This window comes from Glacieibacterium arshaanense (assembly GCF_004681125.1).
In the GTDB taxonomy this organism is placed as follows: Bacteria; Pseudomonadota; Alphaproteobacteria; order Sphingomonadales; family Sphingomonadaceae; genus Polymorphobacter_A; species Polymorphobacter_A arshaanense.
The window spans coordinates 157083-182504 of record NZ_SIHO01000002.1; the positions used below are offsets into that span (position 1 = coordinate 157083).

The 25422-nt window shown below is 65.4% G+C and carries 29 protein-coding genes; 17 read left to right on the plus strand and 12 right to left on the minus strand.

Annotated features, from left to right (window positions below; translation table 11 throughout):
- The first annotated feature begins 99 nt into the window (after window positions 1–99).
- The 10 genes from clpS (at window position 100) to EUV02_RS07005 (ending at window position 9464) form a co-directional block, all read left to right on the plus strand.
- Window positions 100–498: an ATP-dependent Clp protease adapter ClpS gene (gene clpS, locus EUV02_RS06960; RefSeq protein ID WP_135245534.1), complete on the plus strand. Its 399-nt coding sequence runs from the start codon at window positions 100–102 to the stop codon at window positions 496–498.
- Window positions 499–588: 90 nt separating this feature from the next.
- Window positions 589–1197: an SDR family NAD(P)-dependent oxidoreductase gene (locus EUV02_RS06965; protein WP_243445809.1), complete on the plus strand. Its 609-nt coding sequence runs from the start codon at window positions 589–591 to the stop codon at window positions 1195–1197.
- 98 nt (window positions 1198–1295) lie between these two features.
- The gene (locus EUV02_RS06970) at window positions 1296–1994 is read left to right on the plus strand and encodes a pirin family protein (protein WP_135245536.1); all 699 of its coding nucleotides are present in this window, start codon (window positions 1296–1298) and stop codon (window positions 1992–1994) included.
- A gap of 125 nt (window positions 1995–2119) precedes the next feature.
- Window positions 2120–3100, plus strand: coding sequence for a hypothetical protein (locus EUV02_RS06975; protein WP_135245537.1), 981 nt, complete (start codon window positions 2120–2122; stop codon window positions 3098–3100).
- A complete protein-coding gene (locus EUV02_RS06980; protein WP_135245538.1) occupies window positions 3097–3636 on the plus strand; it encodes a DUF2141 domain-containing protein in 540 nt (179 codons plus the stop codon). The genes EUV02_RS06975 and EUV02_RS06980 overlap by 4 nt, the downstream gene beginning before the upstream one ends.
- Window positions 3637–3641: 5 nt before the next feature.
- On the plus strand, window positions 3642–4832 hold the full coding sequence (locus EUV02_RS06985; RefSeq protein WP_135245539.1) for a glycosyltransferase: 1191 nt from the start codon (window positions 3642–3644) through the stop codon (window positions 4830–4832).
- 286 nt (window positions 4833–5118) lie between these two features.
- Entirely contained in the window at window positions 5119–6357 is a 1239-nt protein-coding gene (locus tag EUV02_RS06990) for a TolC family protein (protein WP_166430548.1), read from the plus strand.
- Window positions 6357–7508, plus strand: coding sequence for an efflux RND transporter periplasmic adaptor subunit (locus EUV02_RS06995; protein WP_135245541.1), 1152 nt, complete (start codon window positions 6357–6359; stop codon window positions 7506–7508). Before EUV02_RS06990 ends, EUV02_RS06995 begins: the two co-directional genes overlap by 1 nt.
- A gap of 7 nt (window positions 7509–7515) precedes the next feature.
- Window positions 7516–8247: an ABC transporter ATP-binding protein gene (locus EUV02_RS07000; RefSeq protein WP_135245542.1), complete on the plus strand. Its 732-nt coding sequence runs from the start codon at window positions 7516–7518 to the stop codon at window positions 8245–8247.
- Window positions 8247–9464 carry an ABC transporter permease gene (locus EUV02_RS07005; protein ID WP_135245543.1) on the plus strand — a complete coding sequence of 406 codons (1218 nt, stop codon included), beginning with the start codon at window positions 8247–8249 and terminating at the stop codon, window positions 9462–9464. Before EUV02_RS07000 ends, EUV02_RS07005 begins: the two co-directional genes overlap by 1 nt.
- Window positions 9465–9502: 38 nt before the next feature.
- Here the strand turns inward: EUV02_RS07005 and EUV02_RS07010 are convergent, their stop codons facing one another.
- Window positions 9503–10873, minus strand: coding sequence for a cryptochrome/photolyase family protein (locus EUV02_RS07010; RefSeq protein ID WP_135245544.1), 1371 nt, complete (start codon window positions 10871–10873; stop codon window positions 9503–9505).
- A 115-nt stretch (window positions 10874–10988) separates the two neighbouring features.
- On the opposite strand from EUV02_RS07010, the gene EUV02_RS07015 reads away from it, so the two are divergent.
- The gene (locus tag EUV02_RS07015; protein ID WP_135245545.1) at window positions 10989–11867 is read left to right on the plus strand and encodes a D-amino-acid transaminase; all 879 of its coding nucleotides are present in this window, start codon (window positions 10989–10991) and stop codon (window positions 11865–11867) included.
- Between the two features lie 7 nt (window positions 11868–11874).
- On the opposite strand, the gene EUV02_RS07020 is transcribed toward EUV02_RS07015, so the two are convergent.
- The 5 genes from EUV02_RS07020 to EUV02_RS07040 are packed head-to-tail and all read right to left on the minus strand — an operon-like array spanning window position 11875 to window position 16406.
- Window positions 11875–12423, minus strand: a complete 549-nt coding sequence (locus EUV02_RS07020) for a periplasmic heavy metal sensor (protein ID WP_135245546.1) — start codon at window positions 12421–12423, stop codon at window positions 11875–11877.
- Window positions 12420–12878, minus strand: a complete 459-nt coding sequence (locus tag EUV02_RS07025) for a hypothetical protein (RefSeq protein ID WP_135245547.1) — start codon at window positions 12876–12878, stop codon at window positions 12420–12422. Before EUV02_RS07025 ends, EUV02_RS07020 begins: the two co-directional genes overlap by 4 nt.
- On the minus strand, window positions 12875–13435 hold the full coding sequence (locus EUV02_RS07030) for an RNA polymerase sigma factor (RefSeq protein WP_135245548.1): 561 nt from the start codon (window positions 13433–13435) through the stop codon (window positions 12875–12877). Before EUV02_RS07030 ends, EUV02_RS07025 begins: the two co-directional genes overlap by 4 nt.
- A 45-nt stretch (window positions 13436–13480) precedes the next feature.
- The gene (locus tag EUV02_RS07035; protein ID WP_135245549.1) at window positions 13481–14524 is read right to left on the minus strand and encodes a 2-oxoacid:ferredoxin oxidoreductase subunit beta; all 1044 of its coding nucleotides are present in this window, start codon (window positions 14522–14524) and stop codon (window positions 13481–13483) included.
- A gap of 4 nt (window positions 14525–14528) precedes the next feature.
- A complete protein-coding gene (locus tag EUV02_RS07040) occupies window positions 14529–16406 on the minus strand; it encodes a 2-oxoacid:acceptor oxidoreductase subunit alpha (protein WP_243445810.1) in 1878 nt (625 codons plus the stop codon).
- Between the two features lie 175 nt (window positions 16407–16581).
- Between EUV02_RS07040 and EUV02_RS07045 the strand changes: the two genes are divergently transcribed.
- Genes EUV02_RS07045 through EUV02_RS07060 form a run of 4 tightly spaced genes read left to right on the plus strand, consistent with a single transcriptional unit; the run spans window position 16582 to window position 20295 of the window.
- Entirely contained in the window at window positions 16582–18171 is a 1590-nt protein-coding gene (locus tag EUV02_RS07045) for a S10 family peptidase (RefSeq protein WP_135245551.1), read from the plus strand.
- 26 nt (window positions 18172–18197) lie between these two features.
- Window positions 18198–19145: an alpha/beta hydrolase gene (locus EUV02_RS07050; protein ID WP_135245552.1), complete on the plus strand. Its 948-nt coding sequence runs from the start codon at window positions 18198–18200 to the stop codon at window positions 19143–19145.
- Window positions 19142–19774, plus strand: a complete 633-nt coding sequence (locus EUV02_RS07055) for a hypothetical protein (RefSeq protein ID WP_135245553.1) — start codon at window positions 19142–19144, stop codon at window positions 19772–19774. Before EUV02_RS07050 ends, EUV02_RS07055 begins: the two co-directional genes overlap by 4 nt.
- Window positions 19771–20295 carry an RNA pyrophosphohydrolase gene (locus tag EUV02_RS07060; RefSeq protein WP_135245554.1) on the plus strand — a complete coding sequence of 175 codons (525 nt, stop codon included), beginning with the start codon at window positions 19771–19773 and terminating at the stop codon, window positions 20293–20295. Before EUV02_RS07055 ends, EUV02_RS07060 begins: the two co-directional genes overlap by 4 nt.
- Here the strand turns inward: EUV02_RS07060 and EUV02_RS07065 are convergent.
- The 4 genes from EUV02_RS07065 to EUV02_RS07080 are packed head-to-tail and all read right to left on the minus strand — an operon-like array spanning window position 20198 to window position 22828.
- Complete coding sequence (locus EUV02_RS07065; RefSeq protein WP_135245555.1) at window positions 20198–20719, minus strand: DUF4405 domain-containing protein; 522 nt, start codon at window positions 20717–20719, stop codon at window positions 20198–20200. The genes EUV02_RS07060 and EUV02_RS07065 overlap by 98 nt on opposite strands.
- Window positions 20716–21465 (minus strand): FAD:protein FMN transferase, encoded by a 750-nt coding sequence (locus tag EUV02_RS07070; protein WP_166430549.1) that lies wholly within the window; start codon window positions 21463–21465, stop codon window positions 20716–20718. The genes EUV02_RS07065 and EUV02_RS07070 overlap by 4 nt, the downstream gene beginning before the upstream one ends.
- Window positions 21462–22004 carry an FMN-binding protein gene (locus tag EUV02_RS07075; RefSeq protein WP_135245557.1) on the minus strand — a complete coding sequence of 181 codons (543 nt, stop codon included), beginning with the start codon at window positions 22002–22004 and terminating at the stop codon, window positions 21462–21464. Before EUV02_RS07075 ends, EUV02_RS07070 begins: the two co-directional genes overlap by 4 nt.
- Window positions 22005–22018: 14 nt before the next feature.
- The gene (locus EUV02_RS07080; RefSeq protein WP_135245558.1) at window positions 22019–22828 is read right to left on the minus strand and encodes a DUF6662 family protein; all 810 of its coding nucleotides are present in this window, start codon (window positions 22826–22828) and stop codon (window positions 22019–22021) included.
- A gap of 243 nt (window positions 22829–23071) precedes the next feature.
- Here EUV02_RS07080 and panD point away from each other — a divergent pair, with 243 nt between their 5' ends.
- Window positions 23072–23425 carry an aspartate 1-decarboxylase gene (gene panD / locus EUV02_RS07085; protein WP_243445811.1) on the plus strand — a complete coding sequence of 118 codons (354 nt, stop codon included), beginning with the start codon at window positions 23072–23074 and terminating at the stop codon, window positions 23423–23425.
- On the opposite strand, the gene EUV02_RS07090 is transcribed toward panD, so the two are convergent.
- On the minus strand, window positions 23422–23883 hold the full coding sequence (locus tag EUV02_RS07090) for a hypothetical protein (RefSeq protein ID WP_135245560.1): 462 nt from the start codon (window positions 23881–23883) through the stop codon (window positions 23422–23424). The two genes, panD and EUV02_RS07090, sit on opposite strands and share 4 nt — an antisense overlap.
- 30 nt (window positions 23884–23913) lie before the next feature.
- On the minus strand, window positions 23914–24891 hold the full coding sequence (gene thiS / locus EUV02_RS07095) for a sulfur carrier protein ThiS (protein WP_135245561.1): 978 nt from the start codon (window positions 24889–24891) through the stop codon (window positions 23914–23916).
- 75 nt (window positions 24892–24966) lie between these two features.
- On the opposite strand from thiS, the gene aroQ reads away from it, so the two are divergent.
- Window positions 24967–25410 carry a type II 3-dehydroquinate dehydratase gene (gene aroQ, locus EUV02_RS07100; protein ID WP_135246431.1) on the plus strand — a complete coding sequence of 148 codons (444 nt, stop codon included), beginning with the start codon at window positions 24967–24969 and terminating at the stop codon, window positions 25408–25410.
- Window positions 25411–25422: the final 12 nt, after the last annotated feature.

Here is a 25422-nt window from a genome sequence, read left to right on the forward strand (position 1 = left end):
CCGCACCGGCGCTGGCGCGCATCGCCGCAGCCACTTGTCGTTTTACCCCGTCGCGCCGTATATTGGCGGACAACTCCACATCGCGAGATTTCCGTCTGCATGACCAGTCCGTCCATCTCTGATGATTTTGCCCGCAAGCTTGGCCTGACTGGGCCGCAGCTTGCGGGGCCCGGCCGCGGCGAAGGCGGCGGCGACGATGGCACCACCGGCACCGGCACGGTCACCAAGACGCGCGTCCAAACCAAGAAGCCGGCGCTCTACAAAGTGTTGATGCTGAACGACGATTACACGCCGATGGAATTCGTTGTGTTGACGCTGCAGCGCTTCTTCAAGATGACGATCGAGGATGCGACGCGCGTCATGCTCGCCGTGCACCAGCGCGGCGTCGGCGTCTGCGGCATCTTCACCTATGAAGTCGCCGAGACCAAGGTCAGCCAGGTCATCGATTTCGCGCGCGAGCACCAGCACCCGCTGCAGTGCACCCTCGAAAAGGACTGACGCGCCATCCTGCTGCCCAGCTTTGGCACCGATCTCAACGCCGTCGTTATTGGTGCGTCGGGCGGCATCGGCGCGGCGTTTGTCGAACTGTTGCGCACCAGTCCGCAGGTCGCAAATGTCGCCGCGCTCGCGCGTCCCGAACTTGACCTGACACAGCCCGCCAGCATCGCTGCCGCGTGCGCCAACATCACCGAACCCGTCGACCTGGTGCTTGTCGCGACGGGCGTGCTGCACGACGCGACGCATGGCCCCGAGCGCAGCCTCGCCGCGCTCGACGCCGATTGGCTGGCGCAAAGTTTCGCCGTCAATGCCATCGGTCCGGCGCTGGTCGCACAAGCGCTGCTCCCCAAACTGCGCCGTGACCGGAAGACGGCGTTTGCAGCACTTTCGGCGCGCGTCGGATCGATTTCCGACAATCGGCTGGGCGGCTGGTACGGCTACCGCGCTTCAAAGGCCGCGCTCAACCAGCTGGTCCGTACCGCAGCCATCGAGCAGGCGCGACGCAATCCGCAGTCGCTCGTCGTGACGTTGCACCCCGGCACTGTCGACACGCAGTTGTCCAAACCGTTCCAGCGCGGTGTGCCTGAGCTGTTCGACACTGCGACCAGCGCGCGCCTTTTGCTCGACGTGCTCGATACGCTGACGCCGGCCGACAGCGGCGGGCTATTCGCCTGGGACGGCAGCGCCATCGCATTTTGACATGGCTGCCGTGCGCGCGGCACATTGGCGCGCACTACTGCCCCGCCCCATATCGCCGACATCGAAGCGTGGCCGGTGCCACGCCAGGAGTGACGACAATGCTCAGCTTCCGCCCTTCGCAAGCCCGCGGCCACGCCAATCACGGCTGGCTCGACACTTATCACAGCTTCAGCTTCGCCGATTACTATGACCCGAGGTTCATGGGCTTCCGCGCGCTGCGCGTCATCAACGAGGACCGCGTCGCCCCCGGCGGCGGCTTCCCGACGCACGCCCACGCCAATATGGAAATCATCACCTACATCGTCGACGGCGCGCTTGAGCATCGTGATAGTCTCGGCAACGGCGAAGTCATCCGGCCCGGCGACGCGCAGCGCATGAGCGCCGGTACGGGTATCCGCCACAGCGAGTTCAACGCCTCGACCACCGAGCCGGTGCACTTGCTGCAGATCTGGATCCAGCCCGACCGCCAGGGTGTCGCGCCGGGCTATCAGCAGCAGGCGCTGCCGGCGCAGGATGGCAGCACGCGGCTCGACCTCGTCGCCGGCCCCGAAGGTGGGCCCGAGGCGGTTTGGCTCCACGCCGACGTCAGCCTTTACCGCGCCGTGCTCGCGCCAAGCGGGAAGATCGATGTGGCACTTGCGCCGGGGCGCCACGCCTGGGTGCAGGCGGTGCGCGGCAATGCGACCGTCGCGGGTCAGGCGATGGCTGCGGGCGACGGGCTGGCGATCTCGGAGATGTCGTCGGTGACACTGACGAGTGATGCCGGTGCCGAGCTGCTGGTGTTCGATCTGGCCTGAGCTGTCACTGTTGGGCCGTTTTGACGCCGCATTTTACCGTTAGAGCGCTTCGCGACGGTTATTCATGCTGTCGCAAGCGTGGCGTTGCTAGGTGACGCGCTGCTTTGACGAGGTCCGACGCCCCGGTGTCCATCACGCAATCCCCCGACGAAGTCCTGCCCGAAGGTGAGCAGCTTGCTGTCGATGCCACACTGGCGACCGACCCCGCACACATAGCGCGGCGGTCGGCGCCGGCGTGGCAAAAATGGTTCGGCATCGGGCTGTCGCTGTTGATGATCGGTTTCCTGATCCATCAAAGCGCCAAGATCGGCTGGACGCAGTTCGCCGCGGTGCTGCCGCGCGACCCGCGTTACTATCTGCTGATGACGGCGATGTACCTCGTGCTGCCGGTTTCGGAAACGCTGATTTTCCGACGGTTGTGGCAGCTGCCATGGTCGAGCCTGTGGTTGTTCCTGCGCAAGCGCGTGCTCAACGAAGCCGTGTTCGGCTATAGCGGCGAAGCCTATGTCTATATGTGGGCGCGGCGGCAGACCGGGCTGGCGGCGCGCGCGATGGGTGCAGTCAAGGACGTCAGTATCACCTCGGCGCTGGCCGCCAACACGCTGACGGTTGGCGTTGTCGCTGTGCTGGTGCTGTTCGGTGACCGGCTGCTGGCGGCTGGCTTCTTCTCGCCGACGCAATTGCGCTCGGTGATCTGGGGCGCTGCGCTGCTGACGCTGCCGGCGTTCATCATCCTGCTGTTTTCGAAACGCATCATGTCGCTGCCGCGCGCTGTCAACGCCCGCATTTTCGGCGTCCATATCGCGCGGTTGTTGGTGTCGAACGCGCTGCTGATCGGCGCCTGGCATTTCGCGTTGCCCGAAATCGGCTGGGGCGTCTGGCTGATGCTGATATCGCTGCGGCTGGTCATCAGCCGCGTACCGTTCGCGCCCAATACCGATCTGCTGTTCAGCTCGGTCGGCATGGGTTTGGCGGGCTCGGCGAACGTTGAAATCGCGGCGCTGCTGGCCTTTGGGGCGGCACTGGTGCTGGTTGGCCACGCGCTGGTGGTTGTTGCAGATTGGGCGGCAGGGCTTTCGCCGCGCCATAAGGGAATGATGGCATGAAGTTTGAAATGGGCCTTGTTGTTGCCGGTGTCGCGGTGCTGGTCGCGGTTGCCGCCGTCGCGCAACCGTCCCCCATCATCGGCAGCGACGCGGCAGCCTGCGCTGTAGACGCGCGCGACACGGCGGCGCTGATCGATGTCGGCGGCCTGAAGGATCGCACCGGCGTAATGCGGATCGAGTTGTATCCAGACAACAACAACGAGTTTCTCGGCGACCGCCACAAGCTCGTCGCCGAAGGCAAGACCTTCCGCCGTGTCGAAACACCGCTGCCCGCGACCGGGCCAGTGCGCGTCTGCATCAAGCTGCCGGGGCCGGGCCGCTATGCCATCGCGGTCATCCACCAGCGTGGCGAAACGCGCAGCTTCACTTTCAGCAAGGACGGCATCGGCTTTCCGAATAATCCTAAACTGTTCCTGTCCAAGCCCGATGTTTCAAAAGTTGCGATGACCTTTGCCAGCGGTGTCACGACGGTGCCGGTCATCCTCAACTACAAGTCTGGGTTGTCGATGAAGCCTCTCAAGCCGGCAGCGAACTAGCCAGCATGCGCATTGTCGACGTTGCGGAATTCTACGCGCCCAAGGGCGGCGGCGTACGCACCTATATCGATGCCAAGATCGAAGCCGGCAACGCTGCGGGACATGAAATCGTCATCATCGCGCCGGGCCCCGAAGACCGCACCGATGTGCGCGGCCGCAGCCGCATCATCTGGGTCAAGGCGCCGATTCTGGCAGTCGACAAGCGCTACCATGTCTTCTGGGCCGAAGCCCCCGTCCACGCGTTGCTTGAAGCTGAAGCGCCCGACCTGGTCGAATGTTCGTCGCCGTGGCAGGGCGCGCGCATTGTCGCGCATTGGCAGTCGAAGCACGGCCAGGTGACGCCCAAGGTGCTGTTCCAGCATGCCGACCCGGTGGCGTCATACCCGCAGCAATGGTTCGGCGGGCGGCTGAGCGTCGAAACTATCGACAAATTGTTCGGCTTCTACTGGCGCTATCTGCGCGGCGTCGCCAAGGGCTTCGATGAAATCGTCGTCGGCGGTCCGTGGATGGCCGAGCGCTTGCACGCGCAGGGCTTGCCGATGCCGATTCCGGTGCCGATGGGAGTCGATACCGCGACCTTCACCCCACATCTTCGTTCCGCGGTGCTGCGCACGCAGCTGCTGGCTGATTGCGGGCTGGGGCCGGATGCGACGCTGCTCGTCGGCGTCGGGCGCCATCATATCCAAAAGCTGTGGCCACTGGCGATTGATGCCGTCGGCCGCGCGCAGGCGGCAGGCGCCAACATCGGATTCGTGCAAATCGGCGACGGCATGGCGCGCAAGGCAGTCGAACGCGCCGCCGCCAAGGTGCCGCATGTCGTGCTCAAGGGCCATGTCGGCGATCGCGACACGCTGGCGTCGATGTTGGCGAGCGGCGACGCACTGCTCCATGCCAGCAGTTCCGAAACCTACGGGCTGGCGGTCGCCGAGGCGCTCGCGGCGGGGCTGCCGCTGGTGGCACCGGCGGGCGGCGCTGTGCTCGACCTGCTGTCGCCCAACTGGTCGGAAAGCTTCACGCCGCATGACGCCGGCGATGCCGCCGCGGCCATCGGGCGCTTCCTGCGCCGCGACCGCGAGGCCATGGCCGCTGCAGCAGCTCACGCCGGTGCAACCGTAGTCGGCGACTCCGACGCGCATTTCAAACGGCTGTTCGCGACCTATGCGCGACTGGTCGACGAACATGCGGCGCGCCGCTGACGCGCGGGGGATTGTGCGGCGTGCAACCGTAGTGTCTGCTATGGGTTGTGGTCACGATGGACGCGTCGATACGTCGCTCGACGCCGGGCCTGCCTCGCACTAGATCTGGAACCAGATGTCACCATACCGCCCAAGCCAATCCGGCGCGATGTTTGCCCTGTTGCTCGCTGCAGCGCCAGCTTTGGCCAGCAAAGACGACCCGCGCCATGTGATGCCGGCGGCGCCACCGGCGTTCAGTCCGGGAACCCCGTCATGCGCGACTATCGTACCGCAAGGGCCGTTGTCCGTGACCGACCTCATCGATGTCGCGCTGTGCCGCAACCCGATAACCGCCGCCAGCTGGGCCGGCGTGCGCGTTGCCGCCGCCAACATCGGCGTCGCACGCGGCAACTATTACCCGCAGATCACCGTCGGCGCCGGGCCGCAGCTCAACCGCAACCGCTATTTCAACCCCAACAACATCGGCGGCAGCACCACGACGACCAGCCTCAACAGCACCGCCAACATCGCCATCGACTATCTGTTGTTCGATTTTGGTGGCCGCTCGGCGGAAGTCGATGCCGCCCGCGCCAGCGAACGCGTCGCGCTGGCCAACTATGCCGACAGCGCGCAATCGGTCGTGTTCAACACAATTGCCGCCTATAACGCATTGCAGGCCGCCATTGCTGCCGAGGCCGCGACGGAGGCCAATGTCGCCTACCTCAAGAACTCGCTCGACAACGCCCGCGGCCGTATGCGCGCCGGCGTCACGACACCCGCCGATTCGTTGCAGGCTGAAACCGCTTATGAGCAGGCGCGCTTCACGCTGGTGCAGGCTCAAGGCAACACGCAAGTCGCGCGCGGGCAGCTTGCAGTTGCGGTCGGCTTGCTGCCGCAAACACCGTTGCAACTGGCACCGACGCCGCCGCTGGCCAGCGTCGATATGCTCGGCCGTAACATCGACAGCCTGCTCGACGAGGCGCAGCGGCTGCGCCCCGATATCGCCGCCGCACGCGCGCAGTCCGCAGTTGCCGAAGCCAATGTCCGCAGCGCGCAGGCGTTGAGCAAGCCGTCGATATCGACCTCTGCATCCTCGGGTGCGAGCTATGCCGATACCCAGCGCGACAGCGTCACTACCGCGGTCGGCATCAGCCTGACCGTGCCGTTGTTCACCGGCTACCGCTATGCCTATCAGGTCACTGCGGCGCGCGCCGCACTTGACCAGGCCAACGCGCAGACCAAGGTCACCGAGCAATCTGCAGCACTTGACGTGTGGAACAATCGCAGCGCGCTCGAAACGCAGCTGAAGTCGTTGTCGAGCGCCCGTGCGCTGATCCGCAGCGCGCAGGCGTCCGCCGATATCGCTCAAGGGCGCTTCAAGGCCGGCGTCGGCACGATTACCGATACGCTTAACGCCGCTTCGGCGCTGGCGACGGCGCGCCAGCAACTGGTAGCGGCGGAATATGGCGTGCGCGACGCCCAGGCCGGGCTGGCGAAGTCGATCGGCGCGCTGGGTGAAACCGTCGATTCGATGAGGACGAGATAATGCAGCGTCGGACGTGGATCATCATCGCGGCAGTCGTGCTACTGGTCGCCGCCTATTTCGGCTGGCGCGCCTACACGGCGCCGGCCGCCGACGCAGCGTTCAAGACCGCCGAAGTGATGCGCGGCGATCTGGAGGAGGTCATCACCGCCAACGGTACACTCAACCCGGTGCGCGTCGTCAGCGTCGGCACACAGGTTTCGGGCACCGTCGCCAAGCTGTACGTCGATTACAATGACCGCGTCGCCGCCGGGCAGTTGCTGCTCGAGCTCGACCCGTCGGTTTATGCCGCGCGCCTTGCCGCCAGCGAGGCCAGTCTCGCCAACATCAAATCGTCGCAGGCGCTCGCTGCTGCAAACGCCGCACGCGCTGCGGAACTCTACCGGCAGAACTTCATCAGCCGTCAGGAATATGAAACCACCGTGGCGGGCGCACGCGGCGCAACCGCGCAGGTCCAGCAGGCCGAAGCGCAGATCAAGCAGGATCGCACCAACCTTGGCTATACCGTCATTCGCTCGCCGGTGGCGGGCGTCGTCATCAGCCGCGAAGTCGATCTCGGTCAGACCGTAGCGGCGAGCTTCAACACGCCGACGCTGTTCAAGATCGCGCGTGACCTGACCAAGATGCAAATTGAAGCAGCCGTCGCCGAAGCTGATGTCAGCCGGGTCAAGGTCGGCCAGCGCGTCGATTTCACTGTCGATGCCTATGGCACGCGCGCCTTCACCGGCACCGTGTCGCAGATCCGCCTCAACCCGACGACGCAGCAGAATGTCGTGACCTATACGGTCATCGTCTCGGTCGCCAATCCCGATGGTGCGCTGCTGCCGGGGATGACCGCCAACGCCGCATTCCTGGTCAGTGAACACAAGGACGTGCTGCTCATCCCCAACGCCGCGCTGAGCTTCAAACCCGAAGGCTGGAAACCGCAGCGCGGCAAGTCCGGCGGCAAGAAGGCCTATGACCCCAACATGCTGACCGTCTTCGTCGCCAGGGACGGCAAGCCCGATCCGGTGCGCATCAAGATCGGCGCGTCCGATTCGGACTTCAGCGAAATCGTCTCGGGCCCGCTCAAGGCCGGCGACGCCGTCATCACCGCCGATACCTCGAAGGACAAGAAGGTGACCGCCAGCTTCGGTCCGCCGGGACGCAAGTGAGCACCCCGTGACTGGCACCCCCGTCCTCGCCCTCGACGGCGTCATTAAGGACTATGTCGGCGACGCCGGCGCCTTTCGCGCGTTGCATGGCGTCTCGGTGCACGTGGCGGCCGGCGAGTTCATGTCGATCATGGGTCCATCGGGGTCGGGCAAGTCGACGCTGATGAACATCATCGGCTGCCTCGATACCGCGACAGAGGGGCAATACCATTTCGAAGGCGTCGATACTGCGACGCTGTCGGAGGCCGAGCTGGCGCATTTGCGCAACCGCGGCATCGGCTTTGTATTCCAGAGCTTCAACCTGCTGCCGCGCCTGTCGGCACTCGGCAATGTTGCGCTGCCGTTGGTCTATTCGGGTGTGCCGCGTGGCGAACGCGACGCGCGTGCGCAGGCGATGCTCGAAGCCGTCGGACTGGGCGACAAGCCGCGCTCGCGCCCGAGCCAGCTGTCGGGCGGCCAGCAGCAACGCGTTGCGGTCGCCCGCGCACTGGTCAACAATCCGCAATTGCTGCTCGCCGATGAACCCACCGGCGCACTCGACAGCAAGACCGGCGTCGAAGTGATGGCGCTGTTCCGCGACCTCAACCGCACCCGCCATGTCACCGTCGTCATCGTCACGCACGACCCCGAAGTCGCGCGCGCCACCGACCGTGTCGTGCGCATCCAGGATGGGCTGATCTTCTACGACGGCCCGCCAACCGAGGCCGCGCTTTACGGCCATGCCGAGGTCGAGACGTAATGCTCGGGTCGATGCTCGCCGAAGCGTGGAGCGCGCTGCTCGCCAACCGGCTGCGCTCGTCGCTGACGATGCTCGGCATGATCATTGGCGTCGCCGCGGTCATCCTGATGCTGGCGATTGGCGGTGGCGTGCAGAAGCAGGTCTCCGACTCGATCGCCGGGCTGGGCTCGAACATGCTCATTGTCACCGCGGGTTCGTCGCGGTCGGGCGGCTTCATGGGCGGCGCCGGATCCGGCGCGTCGCTGCGACTGGAAGATGCCGATGCCATCGCGGCGCTGCCCGATGTGCTCGCTGTCGCACCGTCGGCGAACATCCCCGCGCAGGTGGTGGCCGGGCCATCGAACTGGGCGACGCAGGTGACGGGGTCGGTACCCGCATGGTTTGCCGTACAGGAATGGCGCCCCGCCGATGGCCGCACCTTTTCGGACATGGAGGAACGCGCTGCGGCGCGCGTCGCATTGATCGGCCAGACGGTGGCGGACAATCTGTTCGGCGCCAACGACCCCATCGGCCAGCAAGTCCGCATCAAGGGCGTCAGCTTCACCGTCATTGGCGTCATGGCGCCGCGCGGGCAGGGCTTCGGCGGCATGGACCGCGACGACATGATCATCGTGCCGCTGACTACCGCGTCGCGGCAGCTCCAGGGCAACAACTTCCGCCGCTCGATCCGGACGATTTCAGTGTCGGTGGATTCAGCCGAGGTGCTCGACAAGGTCGATGCTGACATCACGACGCTGCTGCGCCGTAAGCACAAGATCAAGACCGGCGATCCCGATGATTTCAGCGTCAACAACCTGACCGCGGTCACCGACACCATGTCGTCGGTCACCGCGTCGATCTCGCTGCTGCTCGCCGCCATCGGCTCGATCAGCCTCGTCGTCGGCGGCATCGGCATCATGAACATCATGCTGGTGTCGGTCACCGAACGTACCCGCGAAATCGGCATCCGCATGGCGATCGGCGCCAGCCGGCGCGCGGTCCGACTGCAGTTCCTGCTCGAAGCGCTGATGCTGTCGCTGCTCGGCTGCTCGATCGGTGTCGCGGTCGGCGCCGGCCTGTCGATGCTCGCCGGCAACGCCATCGGCTTCGATACATCGGTCACCGCCAGCGCGGTCGTCATCGCCTTCCTCGTCTCGGCGAGCATCGGCATTTTCTTTGGCTGGTATCCGGCGAATCAGGCCGCCAAGCTTTCACCGATTGAAGCATTAAGGTCCTGAGGGCCTCCGGCGGGCAGGGTCTAGACCCTGCACCCGACTTAAAGCTTCATCGCCTCGAACGCCGCCAAGGCTCGCGCCCGCGCCGTCGCGTGATCGACGATCGGCGGCGGGTAGCCGCGCGCGCCGCCGTGTTCCCAGGGGGCATGGATGGCCTTGCCGGGCAGTGCGGCGAGCTCGGGCACCCAGCGCCGGATATAGGCGGCGGCATCGAATTTGGCGCTTTGGGTGACGGGGGCGAAGATGCGGTAATAGGGCGCGGCATCGACGCCCGAGCCCATCACCCACTGCCAGCCCATGGCGTTGTTGGCGAGGTCGGCATCGACCAGCGTATCCCAAAACCAGCGCTCGCCGTGGCGCCAGTCGATGAGCAGATGCTTGGTCAGGAAGCTGGCGGCGATCATGCGGACGCGGTTGTGCATCCAGCCCGTCGCCCAGAGCTCGCGCATCCCGGCGTCGACGATCGGATAGCCGGTGCGACCGCGTTGCCATGCTGCCAGTTGGTAGGCGCCGTCGCCGCCATCAATATCGGTAAAGGCGATGCGGTCGAATTCGGGGCGCATCGCGCGCCAGTGCAGGTCGGGGAAGGCGTCGAGCGTTTGCACGGCAAAGTCGCGCCAGCCGATCTGGCGCAGGAACGGCCGTGCGCCCGGCTCGCCGGCTAGTCGCGCCCAGGCCTGCGCCGGTGAAATCTCGCCGAAATGCAAGTGCGGTGACAGTCGCGAGGTGGCCGCCTGCGCCGGGAAATTGCGCCCTGTGTCATAGCCTGCGACGTGGCCGGCGAAGTCAGCAAGCCGCGCGTGCGCGCCAGCTTCGCCGGGCTGCCAATTGCGAAATCCCATCGCCCAGTCGGGCCGCGTCGGCAGCAGCGCCCAGTCGGCGAGGGTGTCGCCGGCGGGTGCCGGGGCCATTTCGAACTGCGCCGGACCGGGTTGCGGCGTGTGCGGCGGCATGTGTGTCTGCAGCGCGTTCCACCATGGCGTGAAGATGCGGTAACGGCCACCACCTCCAGTGGTCAGTGCGTCTGGCGGCAGCAAGGTCAGCCCGTCGTACAGCCGCAGGTCGAGGCGTTTGGCGACTTCGGCTTGTTGGGTCAGCGCGTAGGGTTCGTAGTGGTGCAGTGCATGGACGGTCGTCGCGCCGGTAGCGGCGGCGAGTTCGGGGAGCACCACGCCGGCGCGTCCGCGCAGCCGCAGCAATCTGGCGCCGCGTGCGGTGAGTGCGGTGTCGAGCGCGGCGAGGCTGTGGTGCAGCCACCAGCGCGATGCGCCGCCCATGCGGCGTTCGCCGGGCGTTGCGTCATCGAGCACATAGACGGCAATCACCGGCCCCGCAGCTGCGGCCGCCACAACGGCGGCCTGATCCTCAAGCCGCAAGTCCTGCCGGAACCAGATGATTTGAGTTGCTGCCAAGATGTGTCCCTACAAATGGGTGCAGGCGTCACGCCTGCCCGCCGGAGGCTCTTTCTTTCGTTTGCCTTCCCGACTAGGCCAGTCTTTCACCACCGCCACAAGTGCAAGGGACGAGATGCCGCGCCTAGCCTATGTCAACCACGCCTTTGTGCCGCTCGACAAAGCGGCGGTGCATGTCGAGGACCGTGGTTTCCAGTTTGCCGACGGGATTTACGAAGTGTGCGCGGTGCTCAACGGGCAGCTGCTCGACTGGCCGCTGCATCTCGATCGCTGGACGCGCAACCTGTCGGCGCTGCTGATTCCCGCGCCGATGTCGGCAGCGGCGCTGACGCTGGTGGCGCGGCGGCTGATTGCGCTCAACGGCTACAAGGATGCACTGCTCTATATCCAAGTGACGCGCGGCGCGGCGCGGCGCGACCATCCGATTCCGGCCGACGCGCAGCCAACATTGGTGATGACGGTGCGGCGTTTCGATTTCGCGGCGCGGGTGCCGCAGCAGGCGGTCGGCGTCAAGGTCACCAGCGTCACCGACCAGCGCTGGGGGCGTTGCGACATCAAGACAGTGGCGTTGCTGCCCAATGTGCTGGCCAAGCAGACGGCGCGGCTGGCAGGCAGTTTCGAAGCGTGGTTTGTCAGCAATGACGGCGTCGTTGCCGAAGGCGGCTCGACCAACGCCTGGATTGTCGATGCGGCTGGCACGGTCATCACCCATCCGCTATCGGCGCGGATATTGCCGGGCATCATGCGTGCCAGCCTGCTGCGACTGGCGCACGCGGCGCAGATCAAGGTCGAGGAGCGGCCGTTCACGCTCGCCGAGGCGCAGGGCGCTGCCGAAGCCTTCCTGACCTCGACGACGGCGCCATGCCTCGGCATCGTCGAGATTGACGGCGTCAAGGTCGGTAGCGGCAAGCCGGGGCCGGTGACGCGGCGGCTCGGCGAGTTGCTGTGGGCCGAAATCGAGCGGCAGACCGGCTTCCGCCCGCCTGCCGCCTGATCCGCGCTTACTTCGCTGGCGGGGGCGGCGGCATATCTTCCATGCCGTCCATGCCGCCGGGGCCGCCGTGCATCATCATCGGCGTACCCTTCTTGACCATCATCGCTTCCATGCGCGCACGCATTGCCTTGGCTTCGGCAACGAGCGCCTTGCGATCGGCGAGCGACAGCTTCTGATACGCCGCGAGCAGCGCATTCTGGCGCTTGGTGTGCGCGGCTTCTGCGGCGTTACGTTCAGCGTCCATGGCACGCTTCAGCGCCGCGACATCGAGCTTCTCGGCATCGAGCAGCACGAGGATCTGGTCGCGTGCCGCCTTGACCGCGGCGTGGTCGGCGCGTGGATCGCCGCCCTTCATCGCATCGCGCATGATGGCCTGGCCCGCGGGGCTGAGCGAGGCAAACATTTGCATGCGCATGCCCCCGCGTCCGCCGGGGCCGCCATGCGGGCCGGCCTGCATGCCGGGCGCTGGCGGTGCAGCAGGCGCGGTCTGTGCCGCGGCGGGCAGCGCCAGCAGCATCGCCAGTGCGACGCCGGTCGATTTCAGAAGCGTTTTCATATCAGGCTTTCCTCTTGTGGAGTCAGTGTGAACAGCATTGCATAGGCTTGGGCATCGGTGATTCCGGTGTTGTCGGCGCTGGCAACGATGGTCGGTGACGTGGTTCCCTGTTGTTCGGTGCCGCCGCCCCACATCCGGGGCAGTGGCGTAATGGCGATGAGCGAGGCGGCAATTGCTGCAGCAAACGCGCCGCCGATCCAGCGGTTCCAGCGCGGCGCGGAGGCACGTGCGGCTGCAGCGAGCTTCGCGCTGTCGGCGGCCGACGGTGCAACCTGCGCCCAGTCGCCGAGCATGCTGGCAATCGCGGCATCGGTGGTGCGGGCGTCGGCCAGCGCGCGCTGCAGCGCCGGGCTATTGGCAATGGCAGTCGTCAGCGCGGCGCGCTCTTCGGCAGGCCAGCGCGTGACGTCGGCGCCGTAGGCGGCGATGATTTCAAGGGCGCGGTCGTTTGTCACTTCGTATCCGTCCGTTCGCTGGCCAGCAGTTCACTCAATTCCTTACGCGCCCGCGCCAATAATCCCTCGACAGCCTTGGGGCTGGTTTCAAGTTGCGTGGCGATCTCGGCCATGCTGGCACCCTCGCCGTGGAATAGCGCGATGGCGGCGCGCTGGCGCGAATTGAGCCGTGCCATGGCGGCATTGATGCGACGCGCCCGCGCATTGGCGTCGGCCTGGTCAAACGGAGAGGGGTCGGACGCGGCGATGTCGAAGGCTTCGTCGAGCGGCACGACAGGGCGCAGTCGCCGGCGCCGGTCGAGGCACTGGTTGACAAGGATGCGGTGGAACCAGCCTTCGACGCTGCCGAGCGCGGCCTCGTAGATTTCGGCATGCGTCCACAACCGGGTCAGTGCGGCCTGCAGCGCGTCCTCGGCATCGCGGCGGTCACCGCAAATGCGCAGCGCCAGCCGCAGCATCGGTGCATGAAGTCGTGCCACCAGCTGGTCAAAGCTGGCGGTATCGCCATCGGCAACACGCGCCATCAAGGCAGCGGAATCGGTCAGGTCACGCAACATACACGGGGATTACGCAGCAACGTGCGCCAATCCCCCGCATGCTGGTCACATCTTGTGCGTCGCCGCGTCGTGCACCGTCCAGCTCTGGCCCTTGCGGATCAGCGCGTTGAGGTCAGCCTTCTTGCCCTTGGCCACGGCATGGTTCTGCTCGATCACTGCAGTTTCGAAGCTCGGCGCCGGGTCGCAATAGAGCACGCCGAGCGCCATCGGGAATTCACCGAACGGCATGTCGATGAGCAATTGCGCCAGCATGCGGTTGGTTTCGTCATGGATCAGCACGACTTCGGTCGCGCCCTCGATGATGTCGATGACTTCGAGCTCGACCGTCGCGGTGTTGAGTCGCAGCCCCTTGGTGCCGTTCGCAAACAGCAAAGGCTTGCCGTGCTCGGCCCACAGCTGCGTATTCGCGGCGTTCTTCTTGTCGGTGAACGCGGCGAACACGTCGTCGTTGTAGACGATGCAGTTCTGGTAGATCTCGACGAAGCTGGTGCCCTTGTTCGCATGCGCGCGCTTGAGGATGGTCGGGATGTGCTTCTGCGCGGTGTCGATGGTGCGCGCGATAAAGCGGCCGCCGGCACCGAGCGCGAACGCACACGGATTGACCGGACGGTCGACCGAGCCAAACGGCGTCGACGGCGATTTGGTGCCGGTACGGCTGGTCGGCGAGGCCTGACCCTTGGTCAGCCCGTAAATTTCGTTGTTGAACAGCAGCAGCTGGACGTCGAGGTTGCGGCGCAACAGGTGCAGCATGTGGTTGCCGCCGATGCTGAGGCCGTCGCCGTCGCCGGTGATGATCCACACGTCGAGTTCGGGATTCGCCAGCTTGATGCCGGTGGCAATCGTCGGCGCCCGGCCGTGGATCGTGTGGAAGCCGTAGGTTTCCATGTAATAGGGGAAGCGCGACGAGCAACCGATGCCGCTGACGAACACGGTGTTTTCCGGCTTGGCGCCGATTTCGGGCATAGTGCGCTGCACCGCCTTCAAGATGGCATAGTCGCCGCAGCCGGGGCACCAGCGGACTTCCTGATCGGTCGCCCAATGGTCGGGCTTGCTGCCGTCGGGGATGGCAATTGCGGTCATGTCGTTCATCGGTTCAACCCTTCCTTGCCAGTTCCGCGTCGATCGCCGCTTCGATTTCGGCAATCTTGAACGGTTGCCCGCTGACCTTGTTGAGCGGCTTGGCATCGACCAGATACTGGTCGCGCAACACGGTCTTGAGCTGTCCGGTGTTCATTTCGGGCACCAAAATCTTGTCGAAGCTCTTGAGCAAATCGCCGAGATTCTTTGGCAGCGGCCACAGGTAGCGGATGTGGATATGGCTGACATCGAGCCCGCGCGCGCGTGCCGCTTCGACGGCCTTGCGGATTGGGCCATAGGTCGATCCCCAGCCGACAACGACGAGCTTGCCGCCTGCCGCGCCCTGATCGATGTCCTGATCAGGGATGTGGTTGGCAATGCCGAGAATCTTATTGGCACGCGTATCGGTCATCTTTTGATGGTTGGCGGCTTCGTAGTTGATGTTGCCGGTATCGAAGCCCTTTTCGATGCCGCCGATGCGGTGCGTCAGCCCTGGCGTACCGGGCTTGACCCAGACCCGCTTCAGGGTTTCGGCGTCGCGCTGGTACGGGTTGAACTTGCCCTCAGCCGGGGCTTCGGTGTGGAAGACCACCGGGAACGGTTCGTAATCGTCCATGTCGGGGACCAGCCACGGCTGCGCGGCGTTAGCGATATAGCCATCGGTGAGCAGCATGACGGGTGTCATGAACTGCGTCGCCAGCCGCACCGCCTCGATCGCCACATCGAAGCAATCGGTCGGTGACGACGTCGACAGCACAACCAGCGGCGCGTCGCCGTTGCGGCCGTAGATCGCCTGATACAGGTCGCTCTGCTCGGTCTTGGTCGGCAGCCCGGTCGATGGTCCGCCGCGCTGCGAATTGACGATAACCAGCGGCAGCTCGGTGATGATCGCCAGCCCGATCGCCTCGCCCTTCAAGGCAATGCCGGGGCCGCTCGACGAGGTCACGCCCAATTGCCCGGCGTAGCTCGCGCCGATGGCGGCGCCGATGGCGGCGATTTCATCTTCGGCCTGGAAGCTGGTGACACCGAATTCCTTCAACCGCGCCAGCGCGTGCAGGATCGGCGAAGCCGGGGTGATCGGATAGGAGCCGAGGAAAAGGTCCAGCCCGGCCAGTCGGGCGCCCGCGACCAGCCCCAGCGACAGCGACTCACCGCCGGTGATAGTGCGGTAATAGCCGGGCTCGACGCTGGCGGCGTCAACCGTCCACTGGCGTAGCGGCCCGCCGATTTCGGCGGTTTCGCCGTAAGCATGCCCGGCGTTGAGCGCGGCGATGTTGGCGTCCGCCAGCACCGGGTTCTTGGCGAACTTGTCCTGCAGCCAGGCGATCAGCGGCGCACGGTCGCGGTCGAACATCCAAAGCGACAGCCCCAGCGTCCACATGTTCTTGCAACGCAGCGCTTCCTTGTTGCCGAGCCCGAACGGCTTGACGGCTTCGAGCGTCAGCGCGCTGATGTCGAACGCCAGCACCTGCCAGCGTGCGAGGCTGTTGTCGTCGATCGGGCTGACCGTATAACCGGCCTTGGCGAGGTTGCGTTGGCCGAACTCGCCGGTGTCGGCGATGACCAACCCGCCGGGGCGCAGGTCGCCGACGTTGGTTTTGAGTGCGGCGGGGTTCATCGCAATGAGCACATCGGGCTGGTCGCCGGCGGTTTCGATGTCGCTTGACCCGAAATTGACCTGGAATGCCGACACGCCGAACGTCGTGCCCTGTGGGGCGCGGATTTCGGCGGGAAAGTCGGGGAAAGTCGAAAAATCGTTGCCGGCGAGCGCGCTCGACAGGGTGAACTGGCCACCCGTCAGCTGCATGCCGTCGCCGCTATCACCGGCAAAACGCACCACCACGGCATCGGGGTGATTGCTGAGCCGCGCACTCGATTCAAAATTGTCTTTCAAGGCAGTCGCCACGGATACATCCCCAAGGCCATTTCGTTGCAGTTTCCCTACGCCCGCACCCCGCCGGCGGCCAAGCAGAAAATGTATGGCGCGACCAAGCACCCTCGCGACATATCGAGGCTGTGCTTTGGCGCGTGATGCTGTAACGCTGCACCGGTCGATCCCGGGGGGAACCATGCGCCACCTGCTCTTGCTGATCTTGCTGTTGCCCATGGCTCTTCGCGCCGCCGAGCCGCCCGCAGACGCTGAAGCGACACCCGATCCGGCCAGCGCCAAGGCCAAGTTTGACGAAGCCAATGCCGATGCCGTTGCCGCAGCCTGGGCTCGGCCGCCACTTGATGAAGCCAAGTCGGTGACGCGGCACAGCGTCAACGTCAACGGCCGCAAGCTCGATTACACCGCAACCGCGGGCACGCTCACCATCCGCGACAATCATGCCAAGCCAACCGCCAGCGTCTTCTATGTCGCCTACACGCTCGACGGTGCCGCGCCGGGCAAGCGACCCGTGACGTTCCTGTTTAATGGCGGCCCCGGATCGTCGTCGATCTGGCTGCACATGGGGTCATTCGGGCCGATGCGCGTCCAGACCAGCATGCCCGCGACGGTGCGCCCGGGCCCGCCGGCGTTCGGTGCCAACCGCGACACACTGCTCGACAAGACCGATCTGGTGTTCATCGATGCCATCGGCACCGGCTATTCGCGCCCGGTCGGCGAGGCCAAAGGCGCGGATTTTTGGGGCGTCGATCAGGACATCGATGCGTTCGCGCGTGCCATCACCCGTTACGTCACCAAGACGCAGCGCTGGAACAGCCCGAAGTTCCTGCTCGGCGAATCCTATGGCACGCTGCGCGCTTCGGGGCTGGCGTACCAGCTCGGCGAGCGCGGCATGGCGTTGAACGGCGTCGTGCTGCTGTCGACGATCCTCAACTACGGCGTCGAACAATCGGGCTATGACACCTTCTTCATCACGCTGCTGCCGACCTATGTCGCCACCGCCTGGTACCACAACCGCATGGCCGACCGGCCAGCAACCGTCGACGAAGCCGTGGCACAGGCGCGCGCTTTCGCGATGGGGCCCTATGCGGCAGCGCTCGCGAAGGGCGCGCTGATAACGCCGGCCGAACGCGACGCCGTGGCGAACAAGATGGCGGCGCTGACCGGAATCTCGGCAGACTATATCAAGCGCGCCAACCTACGCGTCGACCTCTTCCGTTACGAAAAGGAGCTGCTGCGCGATCAGCGCACCACCGTCGGCCGCCTCGACACGCGCTACACCGGCGTCGATGTCGATGCGGCGGGCGAATTTCCCGAATATGACGCCGCCGGCACCGCGATCACCGGCGCCTATACCGCCGCATTTGGCGACTATATCAGCCGCGATCTCGGCTACCGCAGCGAACTGGCCTATCTGACCTCGGCCGATGGTCCCGACGGCGACAAGGACTTCGATTGGGACTGGGAGCACAAGGCGCCCGGCGCGCCCTATCCGCAGACCACACCCAACGTTGGCCCGGATTTGTCGGCGGCGATGCGCACCAATCCCTATCTCAAGGTTCTGGCGCTGAACGGCTATTACGACCTTGCTACGCCATTCTTCGCCACTGAATATGATGTCGCACACCTGCTGCTTGAGCCCGCGCAGGCTGCCAATGTCAGCTTTCGCTATTATCCTTCGGGGCACATGATCTATCTCAATCCCGACTCGCTGCACCAGCTCCACACCGATCTGGCGGCGTTCTATGACGATGCAACCAGCGGCCTCTGAAGTCGCGATACCCTGGGGAGACTGAAATGACCTACGTACGTCCCGATGTGCAGGCGCTGCTTGACCAGATGAAGGCCGCACCCGGCCCGTCGATTGCCGATCTTGGCGCGGTTGCCGGGCGCGAAATGTACCGCGCGATGGGCTCGATGCTCGATCTGCCGCGCGGCGATATTGCCGAAGTCCGCGACATCGCTATTCCCGGCCCGGCGGGCGCCATTCCGGCACGGCTCTACCGCAACCACAAGCCGAAGTCGGGTGATGTGCTGGTCTATTTCCACGGCGGCGGCTGGGTCATCGGTGATCTTGAAAGCCATGACGGGCTCGCCGCTGAAATCGCGCGCGCCAGCGGCCTGACCGTGGTGGCCATCGACTACCGGATGGCTCCGGAAGCCATATTCCCCGCCGCAGCCGATGATTGCATCGCTGCCACGCGCTGGGTCGCAGGCTCGCCGGCTGAACTCGGCGAGAAGGTTACCGGCGTCGCGGTCGCGGGTGATAGCGCCGGCGGCAATCTCAGTGCGGTGGTCGCGCAGGCGCTCGCCGGCCAGCTGCCGGTGCCGTTCAAGGCGCAGTGGCTGATCTATCCGGCCGTCGACATGGTCGAAGACTGGGCCTCGCTCGACGAATTCGCCGATGACTATGTGCTGACCAAAGCGGTGATGCGCTGGTTCGAAGTGACCTACGCCCCGACCGCCACCCAGCGCCACGATGTCCTCGCTTCGCCGCTTCGCGCCACCAGTCTTGCGGGGCAGCCGCCGGCGGTCGTCATGACCTGCGGCCTCGACCCGCTACGCGACCAGGGCCGCGCCTATGCTGCCAAGCTGGCTGAGGCCGGCGTATCGGTAACCTTCCGCGAACTCGCCGGCGTCGTCCACGGCGCGTTCAACCTGCGCGCGGCACTGCCCAGCATCGCGGCTGACCTGAAGCGCGGGATTGCCGACCTGCGTGCTGCGATGGAGGCGTCGGCGGCGTGAAACGGCTGCTCGCCGCATTGCTGTTGGCGTGGCCGGCGGTCCTGACCGCGCAGGCCGCGCCGCTCGACGGCAATGCGGCGATGATGCGCGATCTTTGGGCGCAGCAGCCCGTCGATAGCGTCGGTGCGGTGCAACAGGTCTATAGCCGTACGGTGACCTTCGCTCTGCCGCGCCCGATGCTGCCTGCCTATACGAAGGAAGTCGGGGGCCGTTTCATCATGGAATATGTCCCCGATGGCGAAACCGTCGAACGCTGGACGCGGATGGTGACGGTGACCGGTGCGGTCGGTGCGGGGGCGGCGCATCTCAGCGATGCCGAACTCGCCGACACACTGTTCAATCGCGGCCAGTGCGAGGGCCGGGTCTTTGCCGACCTCGGTGCGGTGGCACGGCCCGTGCTCGGCTACCGGGCGCTGCTGATCGGTTGCGGCGTCGAAGGTGCACCAACCGCCGAACGCGCCGCCATTGCGATGTTCCGCGATACTCAAACTGTATGGACCGTGCAGTTCGCGCAGCGCGGCGCCGGCACCAGCGGCTTTGCGACCCGCGTTCAGGAAGAACTTGCCAAACTCGACCCCGGCGTTACCTGCGCCCCAGGAGAAACCATGCCCGAATGCACGCCCCAATGACCGGCAAAGTCCATAAATCCGGCCTGCCCTATCGCCCCGGCGTCGGGGTGATGCTGCTTAACGATGATGACCATGTCTTTGTCGGCCAGCGTCTCGACTCGTCGCTCGAGGCGTGGCAGATGCCGCAAGGCGGTATCGACCCCGGCGAGGACCCGCTGGCGACGGCGTTTCGCGAGCTTGAGGAAGAAACCGGCATCACCAAGGCGGTGCTGATCGCGCAGACCGCCGACTGGCACTATTACGATCTGCCCGATGATCTGGTCGGCACGATCTGGAAGGGCAAATATTGCGGCCAATGCCAGAAATGGTTCGCGATGCGCTTCACCGGCACCGACGCCGACGTCAACATCGCCACGCACCACCCCGAATTCCGCAGCTGGCGCTGGTCGCCGATCGATGAGTTGGCCAGCCTGATCGTGCCGTTCAAACGGGATCTATACGCCGCGGTGCTCGGCGAACTGGTGCCATTGGTCGCGGCAGCCCGCGCGAATGGCGCTGGCGGCCGCGGATCGCGTGACTGACCAGCGCCAGCGCTGCCGCCAGCCCGATCAGCCAATGGCTCAGGCTGGCGAGCCCGCGCAGTTCCTCGCCGCCGGCATAGTATAACCCCAGCCCGGTCACCGCGAGCAGTACCATCGCGCCCGCGGTCAGCAGTCCGGTGACGAGGCTACGTTTGCCAGCCCAGCCAAGCCGCAGATGAACGGGGATCAAAGCCCCCAGCAGTAATAGAAACGCATAGGCGATGATGCCGTGCAGCTTGACGACAACTGGCTCGGCGGGATGCGGTGTCTGCCCAAAGGGGCCCGCGACGCTGACGAAATTGTGCAGCCACAGCCAGCCCAGACCGCTCGCCAGCAGGAATACGAAGCCGGCATAAATGCCGCGCGCGTGCCAGCGCGGCAGACGTTGTTCGAATCGGGGATTGAACCGCGGCTGGTGCGTCATGCAGCAAGCCTGTCGGGGTTGCCGATTTGTGTCAATTCGCCGCCGGCGCCGATCACCAGCGCCACGGCGCCGACCGTATCGAGGCAGGCCGCGACACGCGGACCGCCGCCCGCAACGATCTTGGCCAGCGCATCGGCGTCGATGGCGCGGCGGCACTCGACGCTGGCGGATACGATGCCGCGCGCTAGCCCGCGCAAATGGTCGTCGCTGCCGTCGGGTCGCAGTGCGCTGGTGGCCAAGGATGCGTCGTGCAGCGTGATTTTCGCCACCGGGGCGCGGTCGGGACGTACCAGACTCACAGGCCATGCCGCACCGAAACCGCGCATGTCGCCGCCGGCGTTGACCAGTCCATGCCGGGTGCCGGTGCGCCGCAATGCCACCACCGCGCGGTCGACGGCGAAACCCTTGGCAATGCCCGACAGGTCAAGTGCGAGCGGCACCGCATAGCGCAATGTACGGCCGGTCAGCTGCACCGCGCGCCAATGCCCGGCGCTGGCGTCGAACGCGCCGTCACTGCGCGCCGCCCAGAATTGCGCGCGGCCGATGACTGCCGCTGCCATGCGCGACAGCCGCACCGGCTGGTGGGGCGCGTTGCGATTGGCGTGCGACAGTTCGCTACCCCGGTCATGCGCATTGAGCGCGCGGTGCACGCGGGCGATCGCGGCAAAGCCCGCGTCGATCGCGGCGTCGCTGTCGGCGCTGATTTCGACCAGCGTGCCAAGCCACGGCTGGGCGCGGGTGATCACGCCGGCACCACCGCCGCCAGTGCCAGCAGCCGCCGGACGCCGTCGGTCAGGTTGCGGCACGATAGCGTCGCGCCTGAGATATTGGCGATATCGCCGTCGAGCTTGAACGGACTCGCCAGCGTCTTGCCGTCGAACTGCGCGCGCCAGGCGGGCGATCGCACCTCGCCGCCATAGGCCTCGCGGTAGCTCAGGATTTCGACGCCGACGACCTTGCCGTCGGGCGAAACACCGACCGCGTAAGTGATGTTTTCATGCTTGCCGAGCACCTCGTCGACAATCACCAGTCCGAGCGTCTTGCCGCCGGCTTGCGCGCGCCAGATGGCTGGCGTCCGGTTGCGCTGGACCTTGCCCGACAACGCCTTGATGCGCGCGACCTGCGCATCATCGAGCTTGACCGGCAGCGGCGTAAAACGGTCGGCGCCGGCAAACAGCAGCTTCTGCGCGGCCTCGACCGTCAGATAGTCCTTGGCGACCACGCGCGTTTCGACCAGCGCCACCGGCGCCAGCGCGAGCAACGCCCAGTGGCGGGTCAGTTTCATCGTTTACGCCTTGCTCAGAACGAGACGCCAACCTTAAGCCGCAAACCGTTGGTCGTCACGTCGGGTTCGAAGGCGCCCGGCGGCACCAATGGTTGCGGGCCATAGTCATTGGCGCCGAAGCGCGTCAACCAGGTCAGCGTCGCGAACCATTTGCCCTTGGCGAAGTGCACCGTCGGGCCGATATAGTTGGCGCTTTCGATGCGTTCGTCGAAGCCCAGCCCCTCGAACTCGGTGACATAGCGATATTCGGCGCCGATGAACCAGTTCGGCGCGACGCGGTACGAAGCGCCGAGCAGCATTTGCAGTTCGGAAATCTTCTCGGTGCCGCCGGCGGCGATGACGTGTCCGGTCAGCGGGTCAGTCAGATTGTCCTGCTGTTCGACCACCCACTCGGCGACAGCGTTCGCGGCCAGCACCAGCCGGCCATCCATCAGGTTCTTCTGCGCCAGAACCTTGAATTCGAACTCGGTTTCGTCGGGGGCGATGCTCGGCTCGGCATATAGCGCCAGCCCGAAGCTGTCCTTGTACGGGTTCTTCAGCTGCCAGATTGCCTCGAACGAAAAGCCGTCGAATTTCAGACCTGCATCGCCCGGCGCGGCGGTCTCGTTTTCGTATTTGGTGTTGAGATAGCCGGCGACCTGAAAGCGGTCGGTGACGCCGAACTCGATCTCGGTGCGCAATTGCAGTTCGTTGAAATGGCCGTTTTCCTGACCGATCTTGTCGGTCACCCATTGTTCGACCTCGATAGCACCTGCGGGCATGACCTCGGCAGTGTAGAGATAACCGAACAGCGCCTCGCCCGCATGGGCAGGACGCGCTGCCATACTCGTTGCCGTGATGCCCGCCGCTGCCGCGATCGCCAGTGTGTGCCGCAATCCAATCAACTTCAAATTCCCTGATCGCTTGTTATCGTGGCGCGATCACTAATGCGAACAATTCTCAAATGCAACGCTATTGCGAATTATTATTGAATACGGTGAGACCGGGCCCGACCTCGCTGGACCTGCCACAGCCAAACCGCTAGAGCCGTGCGCCTGCGACCAAGGGACCTGTCGATGCGATTTCTGATGCGTTCTAAAATCCACAACGCCACCGTCACCGAGGCGAATCTGGCGTATGTCGGGTCGATCACCATCGATGCCGATCTGCTCGACCGCGTCGGGCTGTGGGTCGGTGAAAAGGTGCTGGTGGTGTCGAACACCAACGGCGCGCGGCTCGACACCTATGTCATCGAAGGCAAGCGCGGGTCGGGCGCGATGTGCATGAACGGCGCCGCGGCGCACCTGATCGGCAAGGGCCACCAGATCATCGTCATGGGCTTCGAGCTGACCGACAAGCCGGTCACACCCAAGGTCATACTGGTCGATGCCAATAACGCCTTCGTGCGCTCGCTCGTCGAGGAAGCCGGCGCGACCGCCTAGCTGTCGTCGTTGGCGGTGCGTTCGACGGCGCGGACTGCGGTGTCAATGCGGTGGAACGGGCCCCAGGCACGCGCCATTGCGGCAGTGATGATCGCAATTGGCAGCACCAGATAGAAGCCGATGACCGCCAGCGTGCCGGCGACACCGGCGACGCGGTGCTGCCAGATCGTCGTCAGCGCCAGCCCGCCGACCGCAAACACCAGCAGCAGCCCGATAAAGCCGATGAGGCGGCGGTTGACGCGGTTGAACTCGCGTTCGAACTTGATGGTTTCGGCGTGTAGCGCGCTGGCGGTGGCAATCGCCGCAGGATCGCCGTGGCGCGACGCAATCATCGAGGTGCGCAGGCGTAGCGCCGAAATGGCTGCCGAGACGACCACCTGCACCACGGCCGTCGCCAGAAACAGGTCGATGCCGACGGCCTGAACATTCTCCAGCTCGGCGAAGGTCAAGCCTGCCATTGTCGCCAGCCAGCCCCCCACCAAGCGCGCCTAGATCAGCCCGGCGAGCGGCGAGCTCGGATCGGCATAGCGGCGCTTGGCCATGCGCCCGGCGCGATACGCCAGCCGGCCGCTTTCGACTGCCAGCTTCATCGCGCGCGCCATCAGCAACGGGTCCTTGGCTTCGGCAATCGCGGTGTTCATCAGCACGCCGGCGCAGCCGAGCTCCATCGCGGCTGCCGCATCCGATGCCGTGCCGACACCGGCATCGACCAGTACCGGCACCTTGGCACCTTCGATGATCATGCGGATGGTCACCGGATTCTGAATGCCCAGGCCCGAACCGATCAGCGAGCCCAGCGGCATGATCGCGCAGGCGCCGAGGTCTTCGAGCTTCTTCGCGGCGATAGGGTCGTCGGCGCAATAGACCATGACGTCGAAGCCCTCCTTGACCAGCACTTCGGTGGCCTTGAGCGTTTCAGCCATGTCGGGATACAGAGTCCGCGCCTCGCCCAGTACCTCGAGCTTGACGAGGTTCCAGCCACCGGCCTCGCGCGCCAGCCGCAGCGTGCGGATCGCGTCATCGGCGGTGAAGCAGCCGGCGGTGTTGGGCAGGTAGGTGAACTTCTTCGGGTCGATGAAATCGGTGAGCATCGGCGCACCGCGATCGGTGACATTGACGCGGCGCACCGCCACCGTGACGATTTCGGCCCCCGACGCGGTTACGGCGGCGGCGTTGGTCGCATAATCCTTGTACTTGCCGGTGCCGACGATCAGCCGCGACTTGAACTGGCGGCCTGCGACTTCCCAGCCGTCGCCATCGTCCTGACCACCGCCGACGAAATGCACGATCTCGAGCCTGTCGCCCTGCGCCAGCGCGACTTGCGCGAATGTCGAGCGCGGCACGATCTCGAGGTTGCGTTCAACTGCCACCTTGTCGCCCGGCAACGCCAGCTCGGCAAGCAGGCCCGCCACCGTCATGCCCGCTGCCAGCTTGCGCGGTTCGCCGTTGATGCTGACTTCGATCATGCAAAACTTTCCAATCGCGTGAGCGCCACATATAAGGGCTGCGACCACATCGTCCATATTCTATCGGGGGCAAACATGACCGACGCGGCCAATCTGGTGCTCGTCCTGAACGGCCCCAACCTCAATCTCCTCGGCACGCGCGAGCCCGAGGTCTACGGACTCGACACGCTCGATGACATTGCGATGATGCTCGAAGACCGCGCCGGCGAGCTCGGGCTGACCATCGACCTGCGCCAGTCGAATCATGAAGGCCATCTCATCGACTGGCTGCATGAGGCGGCATCGCGTGGCGTCCGTGCCGTCATCCTCAATGCGGGCGGGCTGACACACACGTCGGTGGCGCTGCACGACGCGATCAAGTCGATTACCGTGCCGGTCATCGAGGTCCATATCTCGAACCCGCATGCGCGCGAGGCGTTCCGCCACCACAGCTTCATCAGTCCGGTCGCCGCAGGGGTCATCTGCGGCTTCGGACCGCAGGGTTACCGGCTGGCGCTGGACGCCGCCGCGACGTTCTGACACATAGGCCCC

Bases quoted from the DNA above. Each gene is read 5' to 3' on its own strand.
- clpS (WP_135245534.1), top strand. From the start codon at position 100: ATGACCAGTCCGTCCATCTCTGATGATTTTGCCCGCAAGCTTGGCCTG.
- EUV02_RS06970 (WP_135245536.1), top strand. From the start codon at position 1,296: ATGCTCAGCTTCCGCCCTTCGCAAGCCCGCGGCCACGCCAATCACGGC.
- EUV02_RS06980 (WP_135245538.1), top strand. From the start codon at position 3,097: ATGAAGTTTGAAATGGGCCTTGTTGTTGCCGGTGTCGCGGTGCTGGTC.
- EUV02_RS06985 (WP_135245539.1), top strand. From the start codon at position 3,642: ATGCGCATTGTCGACGTTGCGGAATTCTACGCGCCCAAGGGCGGCGGC.
- EUV02_RS06995 (WP_135245541.1), top strand. From the start codon at position 6,357: ATGCAGCGTCGGACGTGGATCATCATCGCGGCAGTCGTGCTACTGGTC.
- EUV02_RS07005 (WP_135245543.1), top strand. From the start codon at position 8,247: ATGCTCGGGTCGATGCTCGCCGAAGCGTGGAGCGCGCTGCTCGCCAAC.
- EUV02_RS07015 (WP_135245545.1), top strand. From the start codon at position 10,989: ATGCCGCGCCTAGCCTATGTCAACCACGCCTTTGTGCCGCTCGACAAA.
- EUV02_RS07020 (WP_135245546.1), bottom strand. From the start codon at position 12,423: ATGAAAACGCTTCTGAAATCGACCGGCGTCGCACTGGCGATGCTGCTG.
- EUV02_RS07030 (WP_135245548.1), bottom strand. From the start codon at position 13,435: ATGTTGCGTGACCTGACCGATTCCGCTGCCTTGATGGCGCGTGTTGCC.
- EUV02_RS07035 (WP_135245549.1), bottom strand. From the start codon at position 14,524: ATGAACGACATGACCGCAATTGCCATCCCCGACGGCAGCAAGCCCGAC.
- EUV02_RS07045 (WP_135245551.1), top strand. From the start codon at position 16,582: ATGCGCCACCTGCTCTTGCTGATCTTGCTGTTGCCCATGGCTCTTCGC.
- EUV02_RS07050 (WP_135245552.1), top strand. From the start codon at position 18,198: ATGACCTACGTACGTCCCGATGTGCAGGCGCTGCTTGACCAGATGAAG.
- EUV02_RS07060 (WP_135245554.1), top strand. From the start codon at position 19,771: ATGACCGGCAAAGTCCATAAATCCGGCCTGCCCTATCGCCCCGGCGTC.
- EUV02_RS07065 (WP_135245555.1), bottom strand. From the start codon at position 20,719: ATGACGCACCAGCCGCGGTTCAATCCCCGATTCGAACAACGTCTGCCG.
- EUV02_RS07075 (WP_135245557.1), bottom strand. From the start codon at position 22,004: ATGAAACTGACCCGCCACTGGGCGTTGCTCGCGCTGGCGCCGGTGGCG.
- EUV02_RS07080 (WP_135245558.1), bottom strand. From the start codon at position 22,828: ATGGCAGCGCGTCCTGCCCATGCGGGCGAGGCGCTGTTCGGTTATCTC.
- panD (WP_243445811.1), top strand. From the start codon at position 23,072: ATGCGTTCTAAAATCCACAACGCCACCGTCACCGAGGCGAATCTGGCG.
- EUV02_RS07090 (WP_135245560.1), bottom strand. From the start codon at position 23,883: ATGGCAGGCTTGACCTTCGCCGAGCTGGAGAATGTTCAGGCCGTCGGC.
- thiS (WP_135245561.1), bottom strand. From the start codon at position 24,891: ATGATCGAAGTCAGCATCAACGGCGAACCGCGCAAGCTGGCAGCGGGC.
- aroQ (WP_135246431.1), top strand. From the start codon at position 24,967: ATGACCGACGCGGCCAATCTGGTGCTCGTCCTGAACGGCCCCAACCTC.